The 18,829-nt window shown below is 57.7% G+C and carries 17 protein-coding genes and 2 pseudogenes; 10 read left to right on the forward strand and 9 right to left on the reverse strand.

Features of this window, described 5'->3' with window-relative positions; translation table 11 throughout:
• The first annotated feature begins 240 nt into the window (after positions 1–240).
• On the forward strand, positions 241–441 hold the full coding sequence (locus tag AACY42_RS23150) for a hypothetical protein (protein ID WP_339482571.1): 201 nt from the start codon (positions 241–243) through the stop codon (positions 439–441).
• An 81-nt stretch (positions 442–522) separates the two neighbouring features.
• A complete protein-coding gene (locus tag AACY42_RS23155; RefSeq protein WP_339482572.1) occupies positions 523–1,119 on the forward strand; it encodes an AbiU2 domain-containing protein in 597 nt (198 codons plus the stop codon).
• A gap of 236 nt (positions 1,120–1,355) precedes the next feature.
• Here the strand turns inward: AACY42_RS23155 and AACY42_RS23160 are convergent.
• Together AACY42_RS23160 and AACY42_RS23165 are read right to left on the reverse strand one after the other, a co-directional pair.
• A pseudogene (locus AACY42_RS23160) lies at positions 1,356–1,787 on the reverse strand (helix-turn-helix domain-containing protein); the annotation flags it as partial.
• A gap of 134 nt (positions 1,788–1,921) precedes the next feature.
• On the reverse strand, positions 1,922–2,713 hold the full coding sequence (locus AACY42_RS23165) for an NAD(P)H-dependent oxidoreductase (RefSeq protein WP_339482573.1): 792 nt from the start codon (positions 2,711–2,713) through the stop codon (positions 1,922–1,924).
• Positions 2,714–2,797: 84 nt separating this feature from the next.
• On the opposite strand from AACY42_RS23165, the gene AACY42_RS23170 reads away from it, so the two are divergent.
• Together AACY42_RS23170 and AACY42_RS23175 are read left to right on the forward strand one after the other, a co-directional pair.
• Complete coding sequence (locus tag AACY42_RS23170; protein ID WP_339482574.1) at positions 2,798–3,715, forward strand: LysR family transcriptional regulator; 918 nt, start codon at positions 2,798–2,800, stop codon at positions 3,713–3,715.
• Positions 3,716–3,851: 136 nt separating this feature from the next.
• Positions 3,852–4,238: a hypothetical protein gene (locus AACY42_RS23175; RefSeq protein WP_339482575.1), complete on the forward strand. Its 387-nt coding sequence runs from the start codon at positions 3,852–3,854 to the stop codon at positions 4,236–4,238.
• 313 nt (positions 4,239–4,551) lie between these two features.
• On the opposite strand, the gene AACY42_RS23180 is transcribed toward AACY42_RS23175, so the two are convergent.
• A complete protein-coding gene (locus tag AACY42_RS23180) occupies positions 4,552–7,134 on the reverse strand; it encodes a bifunctional diguanylate cyclase/phosphodiesterase (RefSeq protein ID WP_339482577.1) in 2,583 nt (860 codons plus the stop codon).
• 142 nt (positions 7,135–7,276) lie between these two features.
• On the reverse strand, positions 7,277–8,188 hold the full coding sequence (locus AACY42_RS23185) for a LysR family transcriptional regulator (RefSeq protein WP_339482579.1): 912 nt from the start codon (positions 8,186–8,188) through the stop codon (positions 7,277–7,279).
• A gap of 94 nt (positions 8,189–8,282) precedes the next feature.
• On the opposite strand from AACY42_RS23185, the gene AACY42_RS23190 reads away from it, so the two are divergent.
• A complete protein-coding gene (locus tag AACY42_RS23190) occupies positions 8,283–9,449 on the forward strand; it encodes an MFS transporter (RefSeq protein ID WP_339482581.1) in 1,167 nt (388 codons plus the stop codon).
• Between the two features lie 63 nt (positions 9,450–9,512).
• On the opposite strand, the gene AACY42_RS23195 is transcribed toward AACY42_RS23190, so the two are convergent.
• A complete protein-coding gene (locus AACY42_RS23195) occupies positions 9,513–10,367 on the reverse strand; it encodes a LysR substrate-binding domain-containing protein (RefSeq protein ID WP_339482583.1) in 855 nt (284 codons plus the stop codon).
• Between the two features lie 106 nt (positions 10,368–10,473).
• On the opposite strand from AACY42_RS23195, the gene AACY42_RS23200 reads away from it, so the two are divergent.
• The gene (locus AACY42_RS23200; RefSeq protein WP_339482584.1) at positions 10,474–11,118 is read left to right on the forward strand and encodes an FMN-dependent NADH-azoreductase; all 645 of its coding nucleotides are present in this window, start codon (positions 10,474–10,476) and stop codon (positions 11,116–11,118) included.
• An 85-nt stretch (positions 11,119–11,203) separates the two neighbouring features.
• On the opposite strand, the pseudogene AACY42_RS23205 reads toward AACY42_RS23200, so the two are convergent.
• Positions 11,204–11,529: pseudogene (locus AACY42_RS23205) on the reverse strand (cupin).
• A gap of 198 nt (positions 11,530–11,727) precedes the next feature.
• Here AACY42_RS23205 and AACY42_RS23210 point away from each other — a divergent pair.
• The gene (locus AACY42_RS23210; RefSeq protein ID WP_339482585.1) at positions 11,728–12,177 is read left to right on the forward strand and encodes a GNAT family acetyltransferase; all 450 of its coding nucleotides are present in this window, start codon (positions 11,728–11,730) and stop codon (positions 12,175–12,177) included.
• Positions 12,178–12,280: 103 nt separating this feature from the next.
• Here AACY42_RS23210 and AACY42_RS23215 read toward each other — a convergent pair whose 3' ends face one another.
• Complete coding sequence (locus tag AACY42_RS23215) at positions 12,281–13,168, reverse strand: LysR substrate-binding domain-containing protein (protein WP_339482586.1); 888 nt, start codon at positions 13,166–13,168, stop codon at positions 12,281–12,283.
• 107 nt (positions 13,169–13,275) lie between these two features.
• On the opposite strand from AACY42_RS23215, the gene AACY42_RS23220 reads away from it, so the two are divergent.
• Positions 13,276–13,650, forward strand: a complete 375-nt coding sequence (locus AACY42_RS23220; protein ID WP_339482587.1) for a tautomerase family protein — start codon at positions 13,276–13,278, stop codon at positions 13,648–13,650.
• 167 nt (positions 13,651–13,817) lie between these two features.
• A complete protein-coding gene (locus AACY42_RS23225; protein ID WP_339482588.1) occupies positions 13,818–15,986 on the forward strand; it encodes a TonB-dependent siderophore receptor in 2,169 nt (722 codons plus the stop codon).
• A gap of 108 nt (positions 15,987–16,094) precedes the next feature.
• Here the strand turns inward: AACY42_RS23225 and AACY42_RS23230 are convergent, their stop codons facing one another.
• Positions 16,095–16,499, reverse strand: coding sequence for an acyl-CoA thioesterase (locus AACY42_RS23230; RefSeq protein ID WP_339482589.1), 405 nt, complete (start codon positions 16,497–16,499; stop codon positions 16,095–16,097).
• Between the two features lie 327 nt (positions 16,500–16,826).
• A complete protein-coding gene (locus AACY42_RS23235) occupies positions 16,827–17,612 on the reverse strand; it encodes a substrate-binding periplasmic protein (RefSeq protein WP_339482590.1) in 786 nt (261 codons plus the stop codon).
• Positions 17,613–18,175: 563 nt separating this feature from the next.
• Here AACY42_RS23235 and AACY42_RS23240 point away from each other — a divergent pair.
• A complete protein-coding gene (locus AACY42_RS23240) occupies positions 18,176–18,823 on the forward strand; it encodes a VOC family protein (RefSeq protein ID WP_339482591.1) in 648 nt (215 codons plus the stop codon).
• The last annotated feature ends 6 nt before the right edge of the window (positions 18,824–18,829 follow it).

Genomic DNA, 18,829 nt, shown 5'->3' on the forward strand with positions numbered 1-18,829 from the left:
TTGAGCCGCGCGCGATAAAACGAAGACCCAAGCCTTATCCCATGCTGATGAAAACACGTCGATCAGCCAGGGCCGAGGTCAGGAAGAATGGTCACCCGAAGAAGGTTAAGTAAGTGCCATTCGGGTCGGAGTGATTTGTTTTTATTCACTCCGCCCCCTTTTGTTTCGAGTGGCTGGCGTGATAAACCGAGCTGAGTTAGGTTCTACTCTCCCGGCATGGGCCGGATCAAGGAGCGATGAATGAGTACGATAACGCTGCAGCAACAAGGCGACATCTCCATCTCGGTATCAAATGACGGCTTGGTGGAGGGCTGGGAGATTCGTCTTGTCACAGTCAATGGTGAGGATGCCCTTCGGCGCAAGGGTGACTACGAGTCCAAGGAAGCAGCGGAGAAGGCTGCCTTTGAAATCGCGGCACAGTTCAAGGAGGGACGCTCCTAGTTCAACACCGGCCGCGCGTCTGGCAAGAATGGCGGCCAGGGCGTGCTGATAAATCACCTTGGAATGTTATAGGGAGTTGAAGTGATTGATACAAAAATCGCAGCAAAAGAAGTTGCCTTTTATCTTAGCTATCTTGCGGATATCAAGCGAGAGGTTGTTCTTTTTGAACAGCTATATTGCGTAATCGATAGCGTTTCGGTTCTAAATGCGACAGCACCAGAACAGTTCAAGATTATCAGAAAGTCAATGTTCGTTAGCATCCTTACGCGAATGGCCGCCATGCTTGATAGGCCTGAGTTCGGGAAGCGTGATAATTTTTCGCTTTCATATTTGGCGAAGAAATATCAGCAACACCTAAATGATGAGTTGAATCAGCATCAAGTTGACATAGAAAACAGATTCGAGGCGTTGGGGGCTACGCAATTTAGACACAAGATGATCGCGCATAATGATTACAAGGCCGTTTTCGGGGAAGAGGACTACTCCCATGAAATTGGGGAAGGTGATCTTCCTGAGCTCATAGACTCTATGATTGAGTACTGTCTGCTGCTTCTCGATTCGCTACCCGGCTCGGAGGGGATATCGCTTCAGGCCGTTCCATATGAGCTTCAGCCCGGCAAGGATGGAGTTGAACTTGTAAGAAGGTTGCGAGCTACCATCGATGAGCAGCAAAGTTAGGCTGCTGCCAGCAGCGCCTCAATGATTTTCTGTCCAGCTACTGGAGGCACGGCGTTGCCAGCTATATGCACCGTCAGCTTGTGGCTACCTGGACGCAGGGAACAATCGGGGACACCCACGATATTGATGCTGCTGAGCGTCATCTCGGGTCGACTCTGCCTGTCGTGACTGACCGCTCCTGGCCGAAAGCCGCCAATCAAGAAAATCCCCTATCCCCTCATCAACCCGCCAACCGACTAGCCTCTAACCACCTTCATATTGCCAAGTATCCTCCCAGCATCCTGTCCGGGCGAAAGCCCAAACACCCGCGCCTAATCCCGGCTGAATTGCGTCGCACTCTCGTCGCCCACTTCGAAGGCAGCCACCATAACGCTTTTGGCATTCGCCACCATCAGGGTTCTGGTCTGAAGCAGGCAAACCCGCGTCTGGTACTGCAAGGGGCTCAGGTTGGTGACAGCCTTGAAGTGCCGATGGAATGCCGAGACGCTCATTGAAGCGCGTTTCGCCAATCGCTCAACACCAATGGGCTCGGCGAAGTCGCGGCGGATCCATTGGATTGCCAGGTTGATTCGGGTCATCGCGGTATCCGGCGCGGCGATGTCTCGCAACATCCAGCCATGGAGGCCTTGGAGTACGCGGAAGATAATCTCTCGCTCATAGACGGGGGCCACGGTCTTCGGAGAAGGGTTCGCCCTGAGCATCACCGGGACCGTCATTACTGACCTCCAAGAATGATCAATCCTTAGGCGCGCGACCCGACTACCAGCCCCCTTAGGCTCAAGCCCCCAATGCGCGCTTCACCTCAAACCCTCTCACCGTCACTGATATGAATACCAAGATCGCAACGACCAGCTGCAAGATGCGATTTAAGCGTCAACGCCGGGATTTCGTAATCGCCGTGATTCTGACGCCGAAACGGCAAGGGTTGATCACTAAAAAGCGTATCCAAGCGAGCGGAATAAGCCGTGCAAATGGATTGAAACCGGGCGGTGTCCATCTTGCTGGTCTTATAGATTGGGAAGGCCGGCATGACCGTGAAGCCAGGATAGAAAAGCACCCCATGCTGGATAGGAAATAGCAGGTCATCCAACGCGCCGTTCACCCCTCGGCCACTGTAGTGGGATTCCCAACCGCCCATCGTGACCACCAACATGGCGCGCTTGCCTGTCATGCTGCCTTCGCCGTAGCGATCGCCCCAGTGGCTTTCGCTATGTTCGCCGACACCATAGGCAAACCCGTAAGCGTAGACGCGTTCGATCCAGCCCTTGAGAATCGCGGGCATCGAGAACCACCACAGCGGAAATTGAAAGATGACGGCATCGGCCCAGCGCAATTTGGCCTGCTCTGCCTGGATGTCCGCCGGTTGGTTGTCAGCGGCAAATACACGCTGGGATTCAAGTGCCGGGTTGAAAGGCGTTTCTGCGTCATAACCTGGGGCGTCGTCCGGATCGAGGGATGCTTTCCACCGCATGCCGTAGAGATCTGAGACTTCGACCTCGTGGCCAGCTGTTTCCAGGTGAGTGATCGCAAAATCCTTGAGCGCGCCATTGAGCGAACGAGGTTCGGGGTGGGCGTAGATCAGTAATATTTTCATGAGGGCTCCGCGTTGAATGTGTCCCTCAGCGTAAGCCTGCATCCGCTATGATAGAAATGAATTCCCAAAACACATGGTATTTGCATGCACAATAGCTTGCGTCGTCTGGACCTTAATTTGCTGGTCACATTGGATGCCTTGCTAGCCGAGCAGAATGTGACGCGGGCAGCGCGCCTGCTCAATCTCGCGCAACCGACCGTCAGCCTGCAATTGGGCAGGCTGAGAGATCTTCTTGATGATCCGCTTTTGCTGCCTGGCCCCCGAGGGATGTCGCCCACCGAGCGAGCTCGCGAATTGCAGGGGCCCCTGCGGGACGCGTTGGCCGCGCTGGAAAGCGCACTGAGTCCTGCTGCCGCTTTTGAACCCGGACGGTCCCATCAAACGTGGAAGATCGCTGCCAGCGATTATGCGACGACTGCCTTGGTCTGGCCGTCGCTCTCGCGGCTCAGGCACCTGGCCCCGCACACGCGGTTGGCGCTTATGAATAAACCGACTGTCGACTTTGCCAAGGATCTGGAAAACGGCCTTATCGATCTGGCGCTGCACACCCGCGATGAAGCGCCGCCCAAGTTGCGTCAGCGCTCCTTGATTCACGAACGCTATGTGCTGGCGGCGCGGCGCGGCCATCCCGCGCTGGCAACCAAGCTGTCGCTCAAAGCGTTCTGCGCCCTTGAACATGCGGTCATGTCACCTGATGGCGCCGGCTTCGTTGGCAGTACCGACCACGCGCTGGCAGCTGAAGGTCTGGAACGGCGAGTGGTATTGTCCGTGTCGAATTTCAACTCGCTGGTCTCAGCATTGGTGCACAGCGATTTGGTTGCGGTGGTGCCGCAAAGGCTGGTGAAACATGAGCCGGCGCTTCACGTCCAGGCACCTCCGCTGGCCATTCCCGGGTTTGAAATGCTGATGTTATGGCCCGAGCGACTGCATCGCGATCCTGCCCATATGTGGCTGCGCGACCTTATTGCTTCGACGTTGGAAACAACCGGCGCGCAGAAATAAATGGACCGGCCCATGAAACGATGACGACGCCCCCCTGCCCCGTGTCGCGTTAATAATGTCCAGTTCACTCCAAGGAAGAAGCTAATGTCCTCCGATCCCCTATGGGGGCTATTGAACACCCCGCCTGGAGCCTTTTATGCCATCCACCTCACGTGACGACGCCCGTGCTGAGCGTCGTCTCATCGCCACCCTGACCGAAGCCTGTGAAACCGCCAAAACGGAAATCCCGGGCTTCGCCTGGCTGACCCACACCGTCGACTATCGCGCCTTTCCCCAAAGCCTGCGCGTGATCTGGATTTTCGACAGCCGCGCCAGCCAGGAACACGCCCTCTCAACGGGGGCAGACAAACGCATGCGTGAGCTGACCGCCGCCGCCCTGAACGACGCCGGCGTACACGTCCCCCATATGGCCCGCTGCGTCAGTTTCGACTCCGAAGAAGAATGCCGCCTCCGGCATGGCGGCGACTGGCGCTTGCGCCTGGCCAAGGTACACACGACCAACGCGCCTGCGAGCCATCGATGACCCACTGCCGCGGGCTCATTCTCGATGGCACCCGAGATGACATCCGGACAGGTCATCTTGCAAACTGGAAGTCAGCTCCACCCGGAGTAACGGATTGCTTTCGGCCGAGGCTGTGTAAAAACGTTTTTGAGCACGACAGAAACTCAAAACCGGACTGAAAATCGCGCTTCTACGCGAAATCCACATCTGCTGACGTGCCGATAAATTTCAGGTTTAACGTGGACGCGCACATTTCAATTTTGGCGAAGCGTTTTTACACACTCTGGGCCATTCGCAGTCATTCGATGTGGCGATGAGCCCTGAGACGATTGAGTTATCTAAATCCAGCTTCCTTTACCTCTACTACTATCCCTACCAAAGCGTTGAACGAATCAATATCAAGCGGCCGACTCAGGAAATAACCCTGACCTTCATCGCACGACACTGCTTTGAGCAATTCCAAGTGAGCGGCCGTCTCAACGCCTTCTGCTGTGACGATGAGAGATAATGCACGCCCCAAACCCACGATAGCTTGGATGATGGCAGTGTCGTCCTCGTTCCCCCCCATACGGTTCAAAAAACTGCGGTCTATTTTCAAGCCGTCAAAGGGGAATTCGCGAAGGTAGCTCAGCGAAGAATATCCCGTTCCAAAGTCGTCCATCGATATCCGCACACCGATGCGCTTGAGCGCTCGCATCACCTCAAGTGCGCCTGCGGCACCGTCAAGCATGACACTTTCGGTAATTTCAAACTCCACCCTTGCAGGATCGACTCCAGAGTCGTTAAGCGTTTTCTGAATTCGCTCGACCAGGTTGCCTCGCTTAAATTCAATGGGTGAAAGGTTAACTGAGACAAACAAGTGTTCCGGCCACTGCGCGGCGGAGCGACAAGCGGTACTGATAACCCAGTTACTCAAGGTAAGAATCAGCCCAGCCTCTTCGGCAATTGGGATAAACGTGTCGGGTGGTATTAAGCCGCGCTCAGGATGTTGCCAGCGTACCAGCGCTTCGGCACCGACCATCTGACCGTCAGCTATACGATAGCGTGGCTGGAAATACAGACGTAGTTCACCGTGTTTGATGGCGAAACGCAGGTCGCTTTCCAAACGACGGCGCTCAATGATCCTGGCATTCATATCACCCGCGTAGTAGCGCCAAGTATTACGACCTCCGGCCTTTGCCTCGTAGAGAGCAATATCGGCATAACGAAGCAACTCGGCGGCCTCGACAGCGTCCGTTGGTGCCATCGCGATGCCAATGCTGGTGCTGACGAACACTTCCTGCTCATCGATCGCTATAGGCCGCTCGATGGACTCGATGAGGCGACGACAGAGCGCCTCGACTTGTTCCTGGATGCTCATGTCGGTGAGGATCAGTACAAACTCATCCCCCCCGATGCGAGCGACCAGATCCCCATCGCGCACGCATTCCGCCAGCCGGCTCGATACTTCTTTGAGCACCAAATCACCGGCAGCATGCCCGAGCAAGTCATTGACCGCTTTGAAACGATCAAGGTCCAAGCTGAGCATGATCAGAGGTTGCTCTGCCGTCTTCAGTGCCTTGAGTTTGCCGTCCAGAAACGCCTGAAGACGTCTCCTGTTCGGGAGCCCGGTCAAGGCGTCGTGCTGTGAGAGGAACTCGATTCGCCGACGGGCTTCAACTTCTTCCGTCACATCGGTCGCCGTACCGCGAAAACCTTCACCTGCCATTGCGCGCGCCGAAAGGCGAGTGATGCGCTCCCGACCTTGGGTATCGACGTAGCGGCACTGAGCGCTGATATCCGGCCGACGGTTCGGGATGCTGAGCCACTGGGATAACGTGCCCAATTCGGTGCACAACAGATCGTCGATCACCGCGCCGATCCAAACGTCCCTGGACAGTCCCGTCACGTCTTCAAACCGCTCGGACAAAAAGGTCAGACGCCAGTCAGCATCTATTTCCCATACCCAGTCCGAGCTGGTTTCAACGACGTCACGAAAACGCGCTTCGCTGGTGGCGAGGGCGTCCTGGCTCCTCTGTAGCGATGCATAGCTGGAGTCAAGCACCAGCGCCCCGGCGGTGGTGCGACGCAAAATGGCCCAGGTCATCAGACACACCAACAGCAAGGCAACGCCGATCAATGGCAACCCTAGCCCCAATAGACGCAGGCCTGGCCTGGATGAGTTCCAGCCCAGCGTAACGGCAGCACCGTCATTACCCAATGGCAATAGTGACGTTGCGCCCGCTTCGTCGGCCGTGGCGACATGCAGACGCTCGACTCCAAAATCGTTGCCGATCAGCTCGAGCTTGGTGCGGTTCAAAACATCCACAAAAATCAGCACCGACGGCGACCTGTCATCCGCCACCACCGACGGGTCGGTGCCCGGCGTAATCGCTGCTGCCGCGACGAGGGCGGGTACGCCATTTACATTGATAAAGGCAGTGGTCGGCGTTTCTGTTTCCGCGCCTGCACGAGCCTTATCAAGAATCCCGGCAATGGACTGCTCGAGCCACTCAGAGACTTCAACAGTTTTGAGCTCACCCTTGACCACAGAGTAAACGGTGCGATTGACGTCGTTGACGACAAACAGCCCCTGGAAGCCGAAGTCCTTATAAATCGTTGGTCCGACGTTTTGTCGAACGAAGGCCCAGTCTAGGTCAACTTCGGTATGCAGGTGCTGATAAGCATCACCCCAAAATGCGTAATCCTTGACGGTTGAGCGCAGCGACTTTTCCAGCGATTGCATCGCCTTCTTGGTGTAAAAAGCGCTTTCGACCTCCTCCGTTCGGTCTAAATCATGGGCAAGATAAATAAGTGAAACGCTGGCTAGTAAAAACACACACGCCAACAGGCCCACAAACTTGAAAAGAGAAGCCCGTGCCAGCGACACGCTCGAGCGATTAGAGGGGGTAACGATGGAGGCGAGATTGTTCGGCATAATTTCCTGCTGGCAGCAGATACAAGTAGTTTGCATAACGCTATCGGCTGCGCTGAGGAAACTGTGAGTGCGCTCATTTTTCTGTCGTTGGTGTGAAACACCGATATGGCTAGGTTCTGTACGAAATCCTTTGAAACCGCCGTCACCGCACTGAACACTGATACATCCGGTGATGCTCCAGCAGGAAGTCCACAAACAACCGCACCCGCGCCGGCATTGCCGCCCCCCCTATGAACACCGCATGAATCGGCTCCCGGTCTCCGGGGTTCCAGGCTTCCAGCAGCGGTACCAGATCGCCGCGCTGCAAATCCTCGCTCACGCTGAACTCGCCGATACGCGCAATGCCGGCCCCTACTCGCGCCAGTTGTGCCAGCGCTTCACCACTGCTGCATTCGATGTTGCCGCTGACCTTCAGGGAGAACTCTCGTCCGTCGCGAATGAACGGCCAGTTGGGTTCGGCACGGCGGAAGTTGAAGCGTAGGCAGTTGTGCCGTAGCAGGTCTTCCGGTTCCTGGGGGGTGCCATGGCGCTGCAGATAGTCGGGCGATGCCACCACTACCTGGCCGGTGTCGCCGATCCTGCGCGCGGTCAGCGGGCTGTCGGGCAGATGGCCAAAGCGTACCGCCACGTCGGCCTGGCCGCCGAGAATGTCGACCACTTCGTCGCCGAGGGTGAGGTCGACGACGATGTTCGGGTAACGGGCGCTGAAGGCTGCCACCAAGGGAACGATGGCCAGCCGCCCATGGCCAAGGGCCGCGCTGACCCGCAAGCGGCCCCTGGGTACGCCCTGGTCGGCGATGGCTTCTTCGACCTCGGCCATGTCGGCCAGGATACGCCGGGCGCCGCGCAGGAACGCCTCGCCCTCGGCGGTGAAGGTGATCGCTCGGGTGGTGCGCAGCAACAGGCGGGTGCCAAGGCGTTGTTCGGTACGCGCGATGATCCGACTGACCGCTGAGGGCGTCAGCCCCAATGCACGCGCGGCGGCTGAAAGGCTGCCTTCCTGCGCCACGGTGGCGAACACGCTCATTTCACCTGACCTGCCGTTGAAGTCCATTTGTGCCTCTTACGCAAAGGTGATTGCCAAAAATGCTATCTACCGCCTGAAAAAGTTGGATCGTAGCATTGGCGGCATAGATAAGGAGCCTTCCATGCGTATCAATCCACCACTTGTCGCACTCGCCATTGGTGCCTTTGGCATCGGCGTTACCGAGTTCGCCCCCATGGGCATGTTGCCGGGCATCGCTGCGGATCTCGGCGTTTCCATTCCCGCTGCGGGTCTGTTGGTCAGTGCTTACGCCCTGGGCGTTCTGCTCGGCGCACCGCTGATGACCCTGACCACCGGCAGGATTCCCCGGCGCTATCTGCTGATCGGGCTCATGGCGATTTTCACCCTGGGTAACCTGATGTCAGCCTTGGCGACCGATTACTACAGCCTCATGGTCGCCAGGGTGGTGACCTCACTGAACCACGGTGCGTTCTTTGGCGTTGGCTCGATCGTCGCCGCCAGCGTGGTCGCCCCGCAGAAGCGTGCCGGGGCGGTCGCGGCCATGTTCATGGGCCTGACCCTGGCGACCATCGGCGGCGTGCCGCTGGCCGCCTGGTTTGGCGAACTGTTCGGCTGGCGCACCGCTTTCTGGGGTATTACCGGCCTCGGCGTGGCGACCATGGCCGCGTTGTGGTTCGCCCTGCCCAACCTGCCGGCGCCGCAAGGCGTCGGTGTACTGGCCGAAATTCGGGTACTGGGCCGTGGTCCGGTGCTGGGGGCGTTGGCCCTGACCGTCGTCGGCTCGGGTGCCATGTTTACCGTCTTCACCTACATCGCGCCGATCCTCAGCAGCGAGACCCACGCGTCCACCGCCTACATCACGGCCATGCTGGTGCTGTTCGGTGTGGGGTTGACGCTGGGCAACATGTGGGGCGGCAAAGCCGCCGACCGTTCGATAGATCGCACCCTGATCGTTTCGCTGAGCGTGCTGATTCTTGTCTTGCTGGCGTTCACCGTACTGATGCGTTGGCCGCTGCCGGCCGCCGTGGCCATCCTGATATGGGGTATCGCCAGCTTCGCCCTGGTGCCGCCGCTGCAGATGCGCGTCATGGAAGCGGCCAAGGACGCACCCAACCTGGCCTCGGCGGTGAACATCGGCGCCTTCAACCTCGGCAACGCGATGGGTGCGGCGCTCGGGGGTGCGGTGATCAATGCCGGGCTGGGTTATCCGGCGATCTCCCTGGCCGGGGCGGCAATGGCGGGGTTGGGGCTGCTGATGGTGTTGGCTTTTGCCTGGCGTTCCAGAGCGATTGCGGCTGCGGTGGTGTGAGGATGATGTGAGGGGGCTGTTAGTCGCCATTGAGGCGCTCAAGCAGCCCCTTTGAAATGACAATCAAGCCCTGCGCTTGGCGCAATACTCCAGCATGAGCTGAGTGACCGCTGCGACAATCGTCTGATCCGCATCGGGCGAGGTGAACAGCCGACATTGGGCATCCGGCAAATCCGGCAACCCATGTTCTGCCCCAATGACCGCCAATCCTTGCCCCAACTGACTCAGTGGCATGGGCGCTACCGCGAAGCCTGCCAAGGCCGACGCCCGTAACCCGGCCGTGCTGCTGCACAACATCACTGTGCGTTGGGCGATTCCCGCCTGCGCCAGCCTTGTCAGCGCGACCTCGCGATAAGGGCACGGCTCGGGGAACAGGGCCAGCGGCAACGGCGTGGGTAACCGCGCGACGGGTTGCGCCGACCAGGCCCACACCAGCGGCTCTTGCCATAGCAACAGCCCTGCTTCGCTGGTTTCGCACAGCGAACCGATGACCACCTCCAGATGCCCTTGCTTCATCAGCGCCAGCAACGTACCCGGAATGTTCACCTGCACCTCGATCTCCATCCCGGGGTACTGCGCCGCAAAATCCTGAACAGTGCGCAGTAATCGAGCCTCGACAAAATCTTCGGACACCCCGATCCGCAGCCGTCCATGAAACGGCGTGCGTGTCAGGTCTGTCCAGGCATCACGGTTCAGCGCAAGGATGGTGCGCGCATAAGAGACCAGACGCTCGCCATCGGCCGTCAGTTGCTGGGAACGGGTGGTGCGCGTCAACAGGGGTTTACCAATCTGTTCTTCCAATCGCCGCACGTGGCCGCTGACCGCAGACTGAGTCAGGTGCAACTTCCGGGCGGCGCGGCTGAAGCCGTCTTCATCGACGACCGTGACCAACGTCTTGAGCAGCAGCGCATCGAACATAGTTTTATACGTGATCAATTGAGATGGAATTTACGATTTATATTTCAATTACAACTATGTTGCAATGCTCCCACCTGCCCTGCCTTCCCATTATTCAAGGTGTGTCATGACGACGCTTCTCCATATTCAGTGTTCTCCACGCAAGCAACGTTCGGCTTCCCTTGAAGTCGCGCGCAGCTTCATTGCGCGTTATCAAGCGAACATCCCGGACACCAAAATCATCACCCTCGACCTCTGGAACATGGCGCTGCCGCAATTCGATGAGCTGGCCATGGAGGCCAAATACGCCGGGCTCAATGGCACGCCGTTGACCACCGCACAACAAGAGGCCTGGAACACGTTAGAAGCGTTGGCAAGCCACCTGCACCGTGCGGATGTACTCGTGATGTCCGTACCGCTGTGGAATTTCAGCATTCCGTACAAACTCAAGCACTTCATCGACCTGGTATCGCAGAAAGACATCCTGTTCAGCGTTGACCCGCAACGCGGTCTGGAAGGCATGCTGCACAATAAACTCGCCGTGGTGATGTACGCCCGTGGCCTGGATTTTTCGGCGCAGTCGATCACCCCGGCGGAGCGCTTCGACTTCCAGAAACCCTACGTGGAAGCCTGGCTGAAATTTATCGGCGTCACGGACGTGCATGCGGTGATTGTGGAGAAAACCATCCTGGGGGAAGACGTCGATCGGCACGCGCGTGAGGCGGCGACTCAGCAGGCCAGGGACCTGGCAGACAGTTTTATCAGCCCCTGATGATCAATGAGAGGAAGGCAGAAGATCCGGCGGGCGGGCGTTTGAAGAATTGGCTGGTTGCTCCGTTCAAGTGAAGCCCATGAACTTACGCTTGCCTGACAATATCGACCGAGATCCCCACCGCCACAATCGTGCCTCTGCTCTCAAGCCAGTGCGTGGTGTTGCGGTCCTCGGGTCAGCCCACTCCCGGTCCGTAATCCGTGGCGACGTCATTTCGATGGTCAGTGATCGTGCCTTGCAGAATGTAGACGGTGCCGGGTCTGTCGACAGGGTTGTGAGTCGGCCCGAAGACGCCTCCAGGCTCGAGGGTCACCCGCCTGCCATACCCTCGATCTCAGGCCCCAGGTCAATCGTTGACAGTAACGTCACCGTTACCCCTTTCGTCTCAGGCGCCACCTGTTCGTTGCTCATCGCGCGCTCCCAACTTTACCTGCAGGGCCTGACTAGAAGTAAAGCCCCTTAAAGGTGTGATCCGTTGGAGGACGACCCAGGGTAAAACGTATCCCTGCTTTGAAGTCCACGTCGCCACGAGCATTTGCCAAACAAAGACAATGGACAGCATCCTCAACAGGGAGATAGCGTCAGCCCTTTCAATTCGGGAGCTGCGCCATGGATACCATTGCCAATTATTCAAACGAACATCATCGGCTTTGCGTCATGCAACTGTGGGAAACCGTATTCGGTTACGAAACCGCCCATAATGCCCCCGGCCTGGCTATCGACAAGAAGCTGGCCGTATCCGATGGCCTCTTTTTTGTTGCTCTGGCTGGAGAGGAAGTTGTCGGCACCGTTCTAGCGGGGTACGACGGCCATCGGGGATGGCTGTACTCGGTGGCGGTGCATCCTGCTCATCGTAGAAAAGGATTAGGGGCAAACCTGGTCCGTCATGCTGAGGGCGCGTTGACTGCCCGAGGGTGCATGAAGATCAACCTGCAAATTGTCAGCGCAAATGAGAACGTCAAAACGTTCTATGAATCGCTGGGCTACTCAGTCGAGCCACGCATCAGCATGGGGAAGAAAATCGAATCGAATATCGTGCTGCCTGGCGGACAGTCCTGAGGGCGTGTCCGCCACCGGTTCAGAGTGCATTCCCGCTATACCCCACTTCGCGTCGACCACTACTTTTGACCTGTGCATCAGGTCCTCAATCTGACACCTCCAACTACTGCGCAACCGCAAAACCGAACGTCTGCTCTTGCAGGCTCGTTTTGATCAACGCGGCCAGTTGTTTGATAGCGGGCGTCGGGGTTTCTCCACTGCTGTGAAGCACATAGCCAAGGCTTGGTACGGCCGGCAAGCCGGAAACGACGGCGAGATGACTCGGCAGCCCGATGCGAGTTCGCAGCGTCAAGCCCAAGCCGGCCGCGACGGCCGCCCAGATACTCGCGACGCTGGGGCTGGTCAGGGCGATTCGCCAAGGAATTTGCGCGGCATCCAGTGCCTGAGTGGCAGCGCTACGCAAGACGCAAGGCGCGTCGAACATGATCAATGGCAGCGGTGAGTCAGCCAGGCGGGTCAGTGACGGCATGTCACGGGCCCCGATCCAGTGCATCTGTGTTTCGCCCAGTCGCGTGGCATAGGGCGACGTGTGCCCTGTGTCCCACGTCAGGGCCAAGTCCAGGTCAGCACTTTCGACCAGCGCAAGCAGTTCGAGGTTACGCGCGATTCTGACCTCGAGAGTCACCATTGGGTAAGTCTGGATGAAGCGTCGAAGGATCTCGCTCAGTAAATGTTCCCCAAAGTCTTCTTGAAGCCCGAGGCGAATTGTCCCCGCAGCTTGGCTTTCATGCAGGGTCTGGAAAATACCGTCGTTCAGTTCCAGCAACCGACGGGCATGACTGAGCAGTGATTCACCCACGGGCGTCAAGACTAACCCTCGACCGGATTTGGCCAGTACCGGAGTACCGATTTGCTCCTCAAGTTTCTTCAATTGAGCACTCACGGCAGAAGTCGATCGACCGAGACGATCCGCCGCTTTGGCAAAGCTGTTGAACTCCACGCCAGTGACGAAAGTACGTAATACATCAAGATCGAAGGTCGGTCGGCGCATTGAATAGTCCACTAAATCAGGATGATCCTCCCTATTAAATCTGATATTCGGAACTATCGCGACTTGATAATTTTCCCCCTGTCGCTTTAGCCATAGGAGTCACTGTTATGCCGTTTTCACGTATTTCACTGCACCGGGGGAAGTCCGCCGAGTATTTACAAGCATTGTCCCAAGGGCTGCACGATGCCTTGGTTAATAGCTTCGAGGTGCCGAAGACCGATCGCTTCCAAGCCATCCACCAACATGAAGTGGGTGAGTTGATATTTGATCCCGACTACCTGGGCGGACCGCGTAGCCATGACTTTGTGCTGATCACGATTACCGCTGGCCGCCCTCGAAGCGTCGAGACGAAACAGCGTTTCTACCGCGATCTGGTCGAGAAATTGGGGCGGGCGCCAGGTCTCAATGCAGAGGATGTCATGGTGGTGATCACCACTACGGCCAGCGATGAATGGTCGTTTGGTGGTGGCCGGGGCAATTAGCCTTCAGGTTTATGCAGGGTTCGACGGTCATCGGAGATGGTTGTACTCGGTGGCGATGCATACTGCGCATCGCCCACCCCACCCGCAACAAACTTTATCGCTCAGACAAATCCTGTAATATTTATTGCGAATCACTCTCATACGCATTAGTAATTCAGGATCTGCTCATGTCTACTCGCACCACCCCGCCGCATCACTTCTCCCCTGCCCGCAATCTTCTAGCCATGGCCATCTGCATGGCCACCCTCGCCCCCGCCTACGCCGATGACAACAGCGCCGCACCGCCGGCCACTCTGGAACTAGACGCGACCGAAGTCTCCGGCAGCGGCCAGCTAGGCAGCACCACGGAAGGCACCGAGTCCTACACCACCGGCGCGATGTCGACCGCGACCAAACTCCCGCTGACAATGCGTGAAACCCCACAAGCCGTCACCGTCATTACGCGTCAGCGCATGGATGACCAGGCGATGACCGACATCAACGATGTGGTCAAGGCGACGCCCGGTTTGTTCCTGGACTTTTCCTCCGGTCCTGGCCGGCAGACCTACAAGGCACGCGGTTTTGAAATCGACAACCTGATGTATGACGGCATCCCGAGTGGCTATGACGGCGTTAACGTCGGCTCCCAGCCTAACTTGGCGATGTTTGATCGGGTCGAGGTGGTGCGCGGTGCCACCGGCCTGGTGACGGGTGCAGGCAACCCTTCGGCCGCCATCAACCTGATCCGCAAGCGGCCCTTGGCCGAGCAGCGAGTCACCCTGACCGGTGCCGCCGGCAGTTGGGACGACTACCGTGGCGAGGTCGATGCCTCCAGCCCGCTCAACGACAGTGGCTCGCTGCGCGGCCGGGTCGTGACCTCTTACCAGGACGCCAACAGTTTCATCGACAATGTCGAGGAGGATCATGGCCTGTTCTATGCGGTCACCGAAGCGGACCTGAGCGAAGACACCACCCTGACCCTGGGTTTTTCCCATCAGAAGGACAAGACCAATTACTTCTGGGGCTCTTCGATGATCGGCCAGGACGGCCATCATCTGGACCTGCCACGTTCCTACAATCCGGGGACGGATTGGGAGAACAAGGATCAGGAGATCAACACGGTATTCGCCGAAGTCCGTCATCGCCTGGCCAATGACTGGAACCTTCAGGTCAACGCCAACTACTCCGAACAGAACGCATTGTTCTCCGGTTCTTACCAATCGCGCTGGGACAACAACACGCTGGCCCGCACGGTTTACCAGGCCGACGTCGATGAAAACCAGGCCGGCGTAGACGCTTTTGCCAGTGGGCCCTTCGAAGCGTTCGGGCGCAGCCATGAACTGGTGGTGGGCGCCAGCAAACGCATCTACGACAAGACCACCCACAACTACAGCCCGTACGACACGAACTGGCCGATCAATGGGGGTAAACCGAACTTCGTTCATACCAACAACCAGCGCGACGTCACCACTCAAGATGGCGTCTACCTCACCACACGCCTGAGCCTGGCCGACCCGTTGAAGTTGATCCTCGGCGCACGCCTGGACTGGTACGACTACGACAACCGGGATGGTGACACCGACTACAAGGTCACCCGTAACCTCACCCGTTACGCCGGCTTGATCTACGACCTGGACGACCATCACTCGGTCTACGTCAGCTACAGCGATATCTTCACGCCGCAGAGCTCCAAGGATACTTCTGGTACCCCGGTCAAGCCGATCGTTGGCAAGAACTACGAGGTCGGCATCAAGGGCGAATATTTTGAGGGCGCGCTGAATGCCAGCCTGGCGCTGTTTCGCGTCGACCAGGAAAACCGCGCCGTGCAGATGTTTACCGCAAACTGCCCACAAGCAACCTGCTATGAAGCCTCCGGCGAGATTCGCAGCCAGGGTATCGACTTCGAACTGCAAGGCGCCTTGACCGAAAACTGGCAAGTCGGTGGTGGCTACACCTACGCACGAACGCACACCATCAAGGATGCCGCCAACCCACAGAACGTAAACAAGCAGTTCGACACCGACACGCCGGAGCATCTGTTCAAGCTGACCACCCGCTACCACTTCCAGGGCCCGCTGGAAAAGCTGCGCGTGGGCGGTAACGTCTCCTGGCAGAGCCGCCTGTACAACGACATCCCGCTGGCTGATGGCAGCAAATACCGCCTCGAACAAGGTAGCTACGCGATCACCGACCTGATGGCCGGCTACCGGGTCAGCCAGAACCTGGACCTGCAGGTCAACGCCAACAACATCTTCGATCGCAGGTACTACTCGACCATCGCCAACTCCGTGAGCTACGGCGGTGATTCCTACGGCAGCCCACGCAACATGATGCTGACTGCCAAGTACAGTTTCTAGAAACCGTGGATTTGTCTGGTCCTGAATCGAGTTTATGCCTGTTTCAGGGCCAGCCCCAGCACATGGAACCGTCCCTTTCTCTGTCCAGGCGAACGTCTTGCCAGCGGTTTATGAAAGAAGCGCTCTCAGTTGCGCGGGAACGGCTACAACTTCTTTGGTTTCCGGCGAGACACATACATGAGTGACATTCGCCACAAAAGATAAGGGCCCATTAACAACAAACCCTTCGACCAGAAACGTGAACGAATGAACGCCCAACTTCGCCACGCTGACTTTGATAGACAACTCATCATCCCACGTCAGAGGCATCAGAAACTCCATTGACATGGCGCGTACGGGCGGCAATATCTCAAAGCCCATGAGTGTTCTAAGCCCGGGCGTGCCCAGCCATTCATCGAGCGCTACGTAGATTGCCTCTACTGAAAAATATGAAAATCGCGGTGTGTAAACCACTCCTGCCGGATCACAGTCGCCAAACAAAATAGTTCTACTGACGAAAACCGCCTTAGGCATTGATCTATTTCCCTTTAGTTCTCAGAGCTTTGGTACATATTTTGTCACTCAAGAATGATAATCAAAATGAGCGGTAGAAAGCCGTACTAATACCTGCTTGCTTAGCCGTCGACGCCCAGCAGCCAGATGCGCGAAAACGATGTCATCCGACAAGCCTAAGACCCGTCTCAACCCGTTGAGTAGCGCACCTTTCGCGAAGACCCACGAGCTTATGGCTTCTTCTATCACGCCAGTACGACAAAAATGACTCGATATCCATCGACATGCATATGCAGAGCGTGAAGTGAGTGCAGGTCTGCGGGGCCGGCTTTCACCGGTTCCGTGCATTCATTGTTCCACCGCCCCCTCATACCGCCGCTGAATCCGCTCCAACTCCCCCGAACGCCGCAACTGCTCCAACGCACTGGCCCACGCCGCCACCACTTCATCCTCACTGTCAGGGCTGAAGGCGATGTACAGCGATGAGCGATACAGCTCGATAGGAATCCGTCGCAAGGTGCCCGGCGCGATGTTCAACTGACGGCTGTAATAGGCCACGCCCGCGTCGGTATCGCCGATGATGATGTTGGTGCGCCCGGCGAGCAGCATGCGGTAGAGCAGCTTGCTCTCGGTGGCGCTTTTGTCCAGGTTGTTGAAGCCCAGCGATTGCAGCCTCAGGGGCACCAGGCCGGCGTGGCGCGTAGTGATCTGGGGGGCGTTCAGGAGTTGTTCCAAGGTGTCCAGTGGGGGCGTATTGGCCAACTGATAGGGGTGGATGGACTCTTCCACGATCGGGCCGACCCATTTGTACAACGGCTCGCGCTCCGGCGTGCGAAACATGGAGTACATGATGGTCTTGGGCCGGTTCCTCAGCATCTGACTCGCTCGCATACTCGGCTGCAACAGCACCTTGAAGTCATTCCCGGTCAGCGCCATGATGGCCCGGACGACCTCGGTGATCATGCCGGTGAGCTGGTGGTTTTCCTGGTAGTTGTACGGTGCCCACTCTTCGGTGACGACTTGATACTCCTCGGCCCTGGCATCAACCGTGCCGAGCAATAAGCAGAGCAGCGCTGCAACCGGTGTCAAATGTCTCCACGAGTTCTCCCGCCGGATTGTTCGGTGTTTGTGCATGGGTGTGGCCTGATTCAAGGGGGCCAGGTAAGCATAGCCCCAAACACATGCCCAACAGCTGAGGCAGTCCACATTCCGCCCCTTGGCTCCCCAGGCCTTGGTGTACGCTCAGCGCGAATCGGATATCGGCCCGCGACTAGGCTTAGACGCAGGTCGAGTCAGCGCTCACCGAGATCAATCAGTTGGCGGGGCTCGAATGGAAGGCGTGGTCGCCCTACGGGGTCGACGCCTTCAATGCCCTCGCCCCGCGGCGACAGTTGAGCATTGAAACCCCTGCGCCTGACCGTAAAGCCATCGATGCCATCAACCGCACCCACGATTGGGCGCGCGCTGTTGCAGTACTTCAATGCACTGCTGGAGGCCCATGACTTGAAGTTGTTGGCCATCGCACGCACTTAGATGGATACCAGGCTTTCGCGGCCAGGGCCTGGTCAACACCTTGGAGATCATGGGCAGGCTGGGCATCGTCTACAAATATTGAGCGACCGTTGCACTCGCTGGGGCCAATGCCTTCTTTTGGTTGATGGCTACCGATACTTCCCAACCCACGGATGGATGAACAGATGAAAACCACTATTGATCACCTCGTCATCGTCGCAACGGACCTCAATACCGGCTGCGCGTTCGTGACTGACGCGCTGGGCGTCGACCTTCAACCGGGCGGCGTCCATTCACGCATGGGCACACATAACAGGCTGCTGCACCTTGGCCCCGGACTCTACCTCGAAGTGATTGCCGTGGACCCGTCCGCCATACGTCCGGACCGGGCACGCTGGTTCGGCCTTGATCAATTGGCCCCCCATTCGCCGGCACGCCTGGCGACCTGGGTGGCACGCACTGATGATATCCATACCGCTCGTGATGCCTGCCCTGGCCTTGTCGGGGATGTCGAACCCATGACGAGAGGAACATTGAATTGGCAAATAACCATACCGGCTGATGGAAGCCTTCCCATGGATGGATCAGCCCCCACCCTCATTCAATGGGCGCCTGGGCTTCATCCGGCGGACACGCTCCAGGACAAGGGCTGTTCGTTATTGGCACTGGATGTCTTTCATACGGATCCGGAAAAAATCAAAGCGATCCTGACGGCCATGAACTTTTCCGGCCCGGTTCATCTTCACGCGTTGCAAGCGTCTTCGGCCCCCTATCTGCTTGCGCATATTCAAACCCCCAATGGCCTGAAGACACTGCCGCTTTCCCCCGTGTGACCGTTT

This window comes from Pseudomonas sp. RL_5y_Pfl2_73 (assembly GCF_963970515.1).
Classification (GTDB): domain Bacteria; phylum Pseudomonadota; class Gammaproteobacteria; order Pseudomonadales; family Pseudomonadaceae; genus Aquipseudomonas.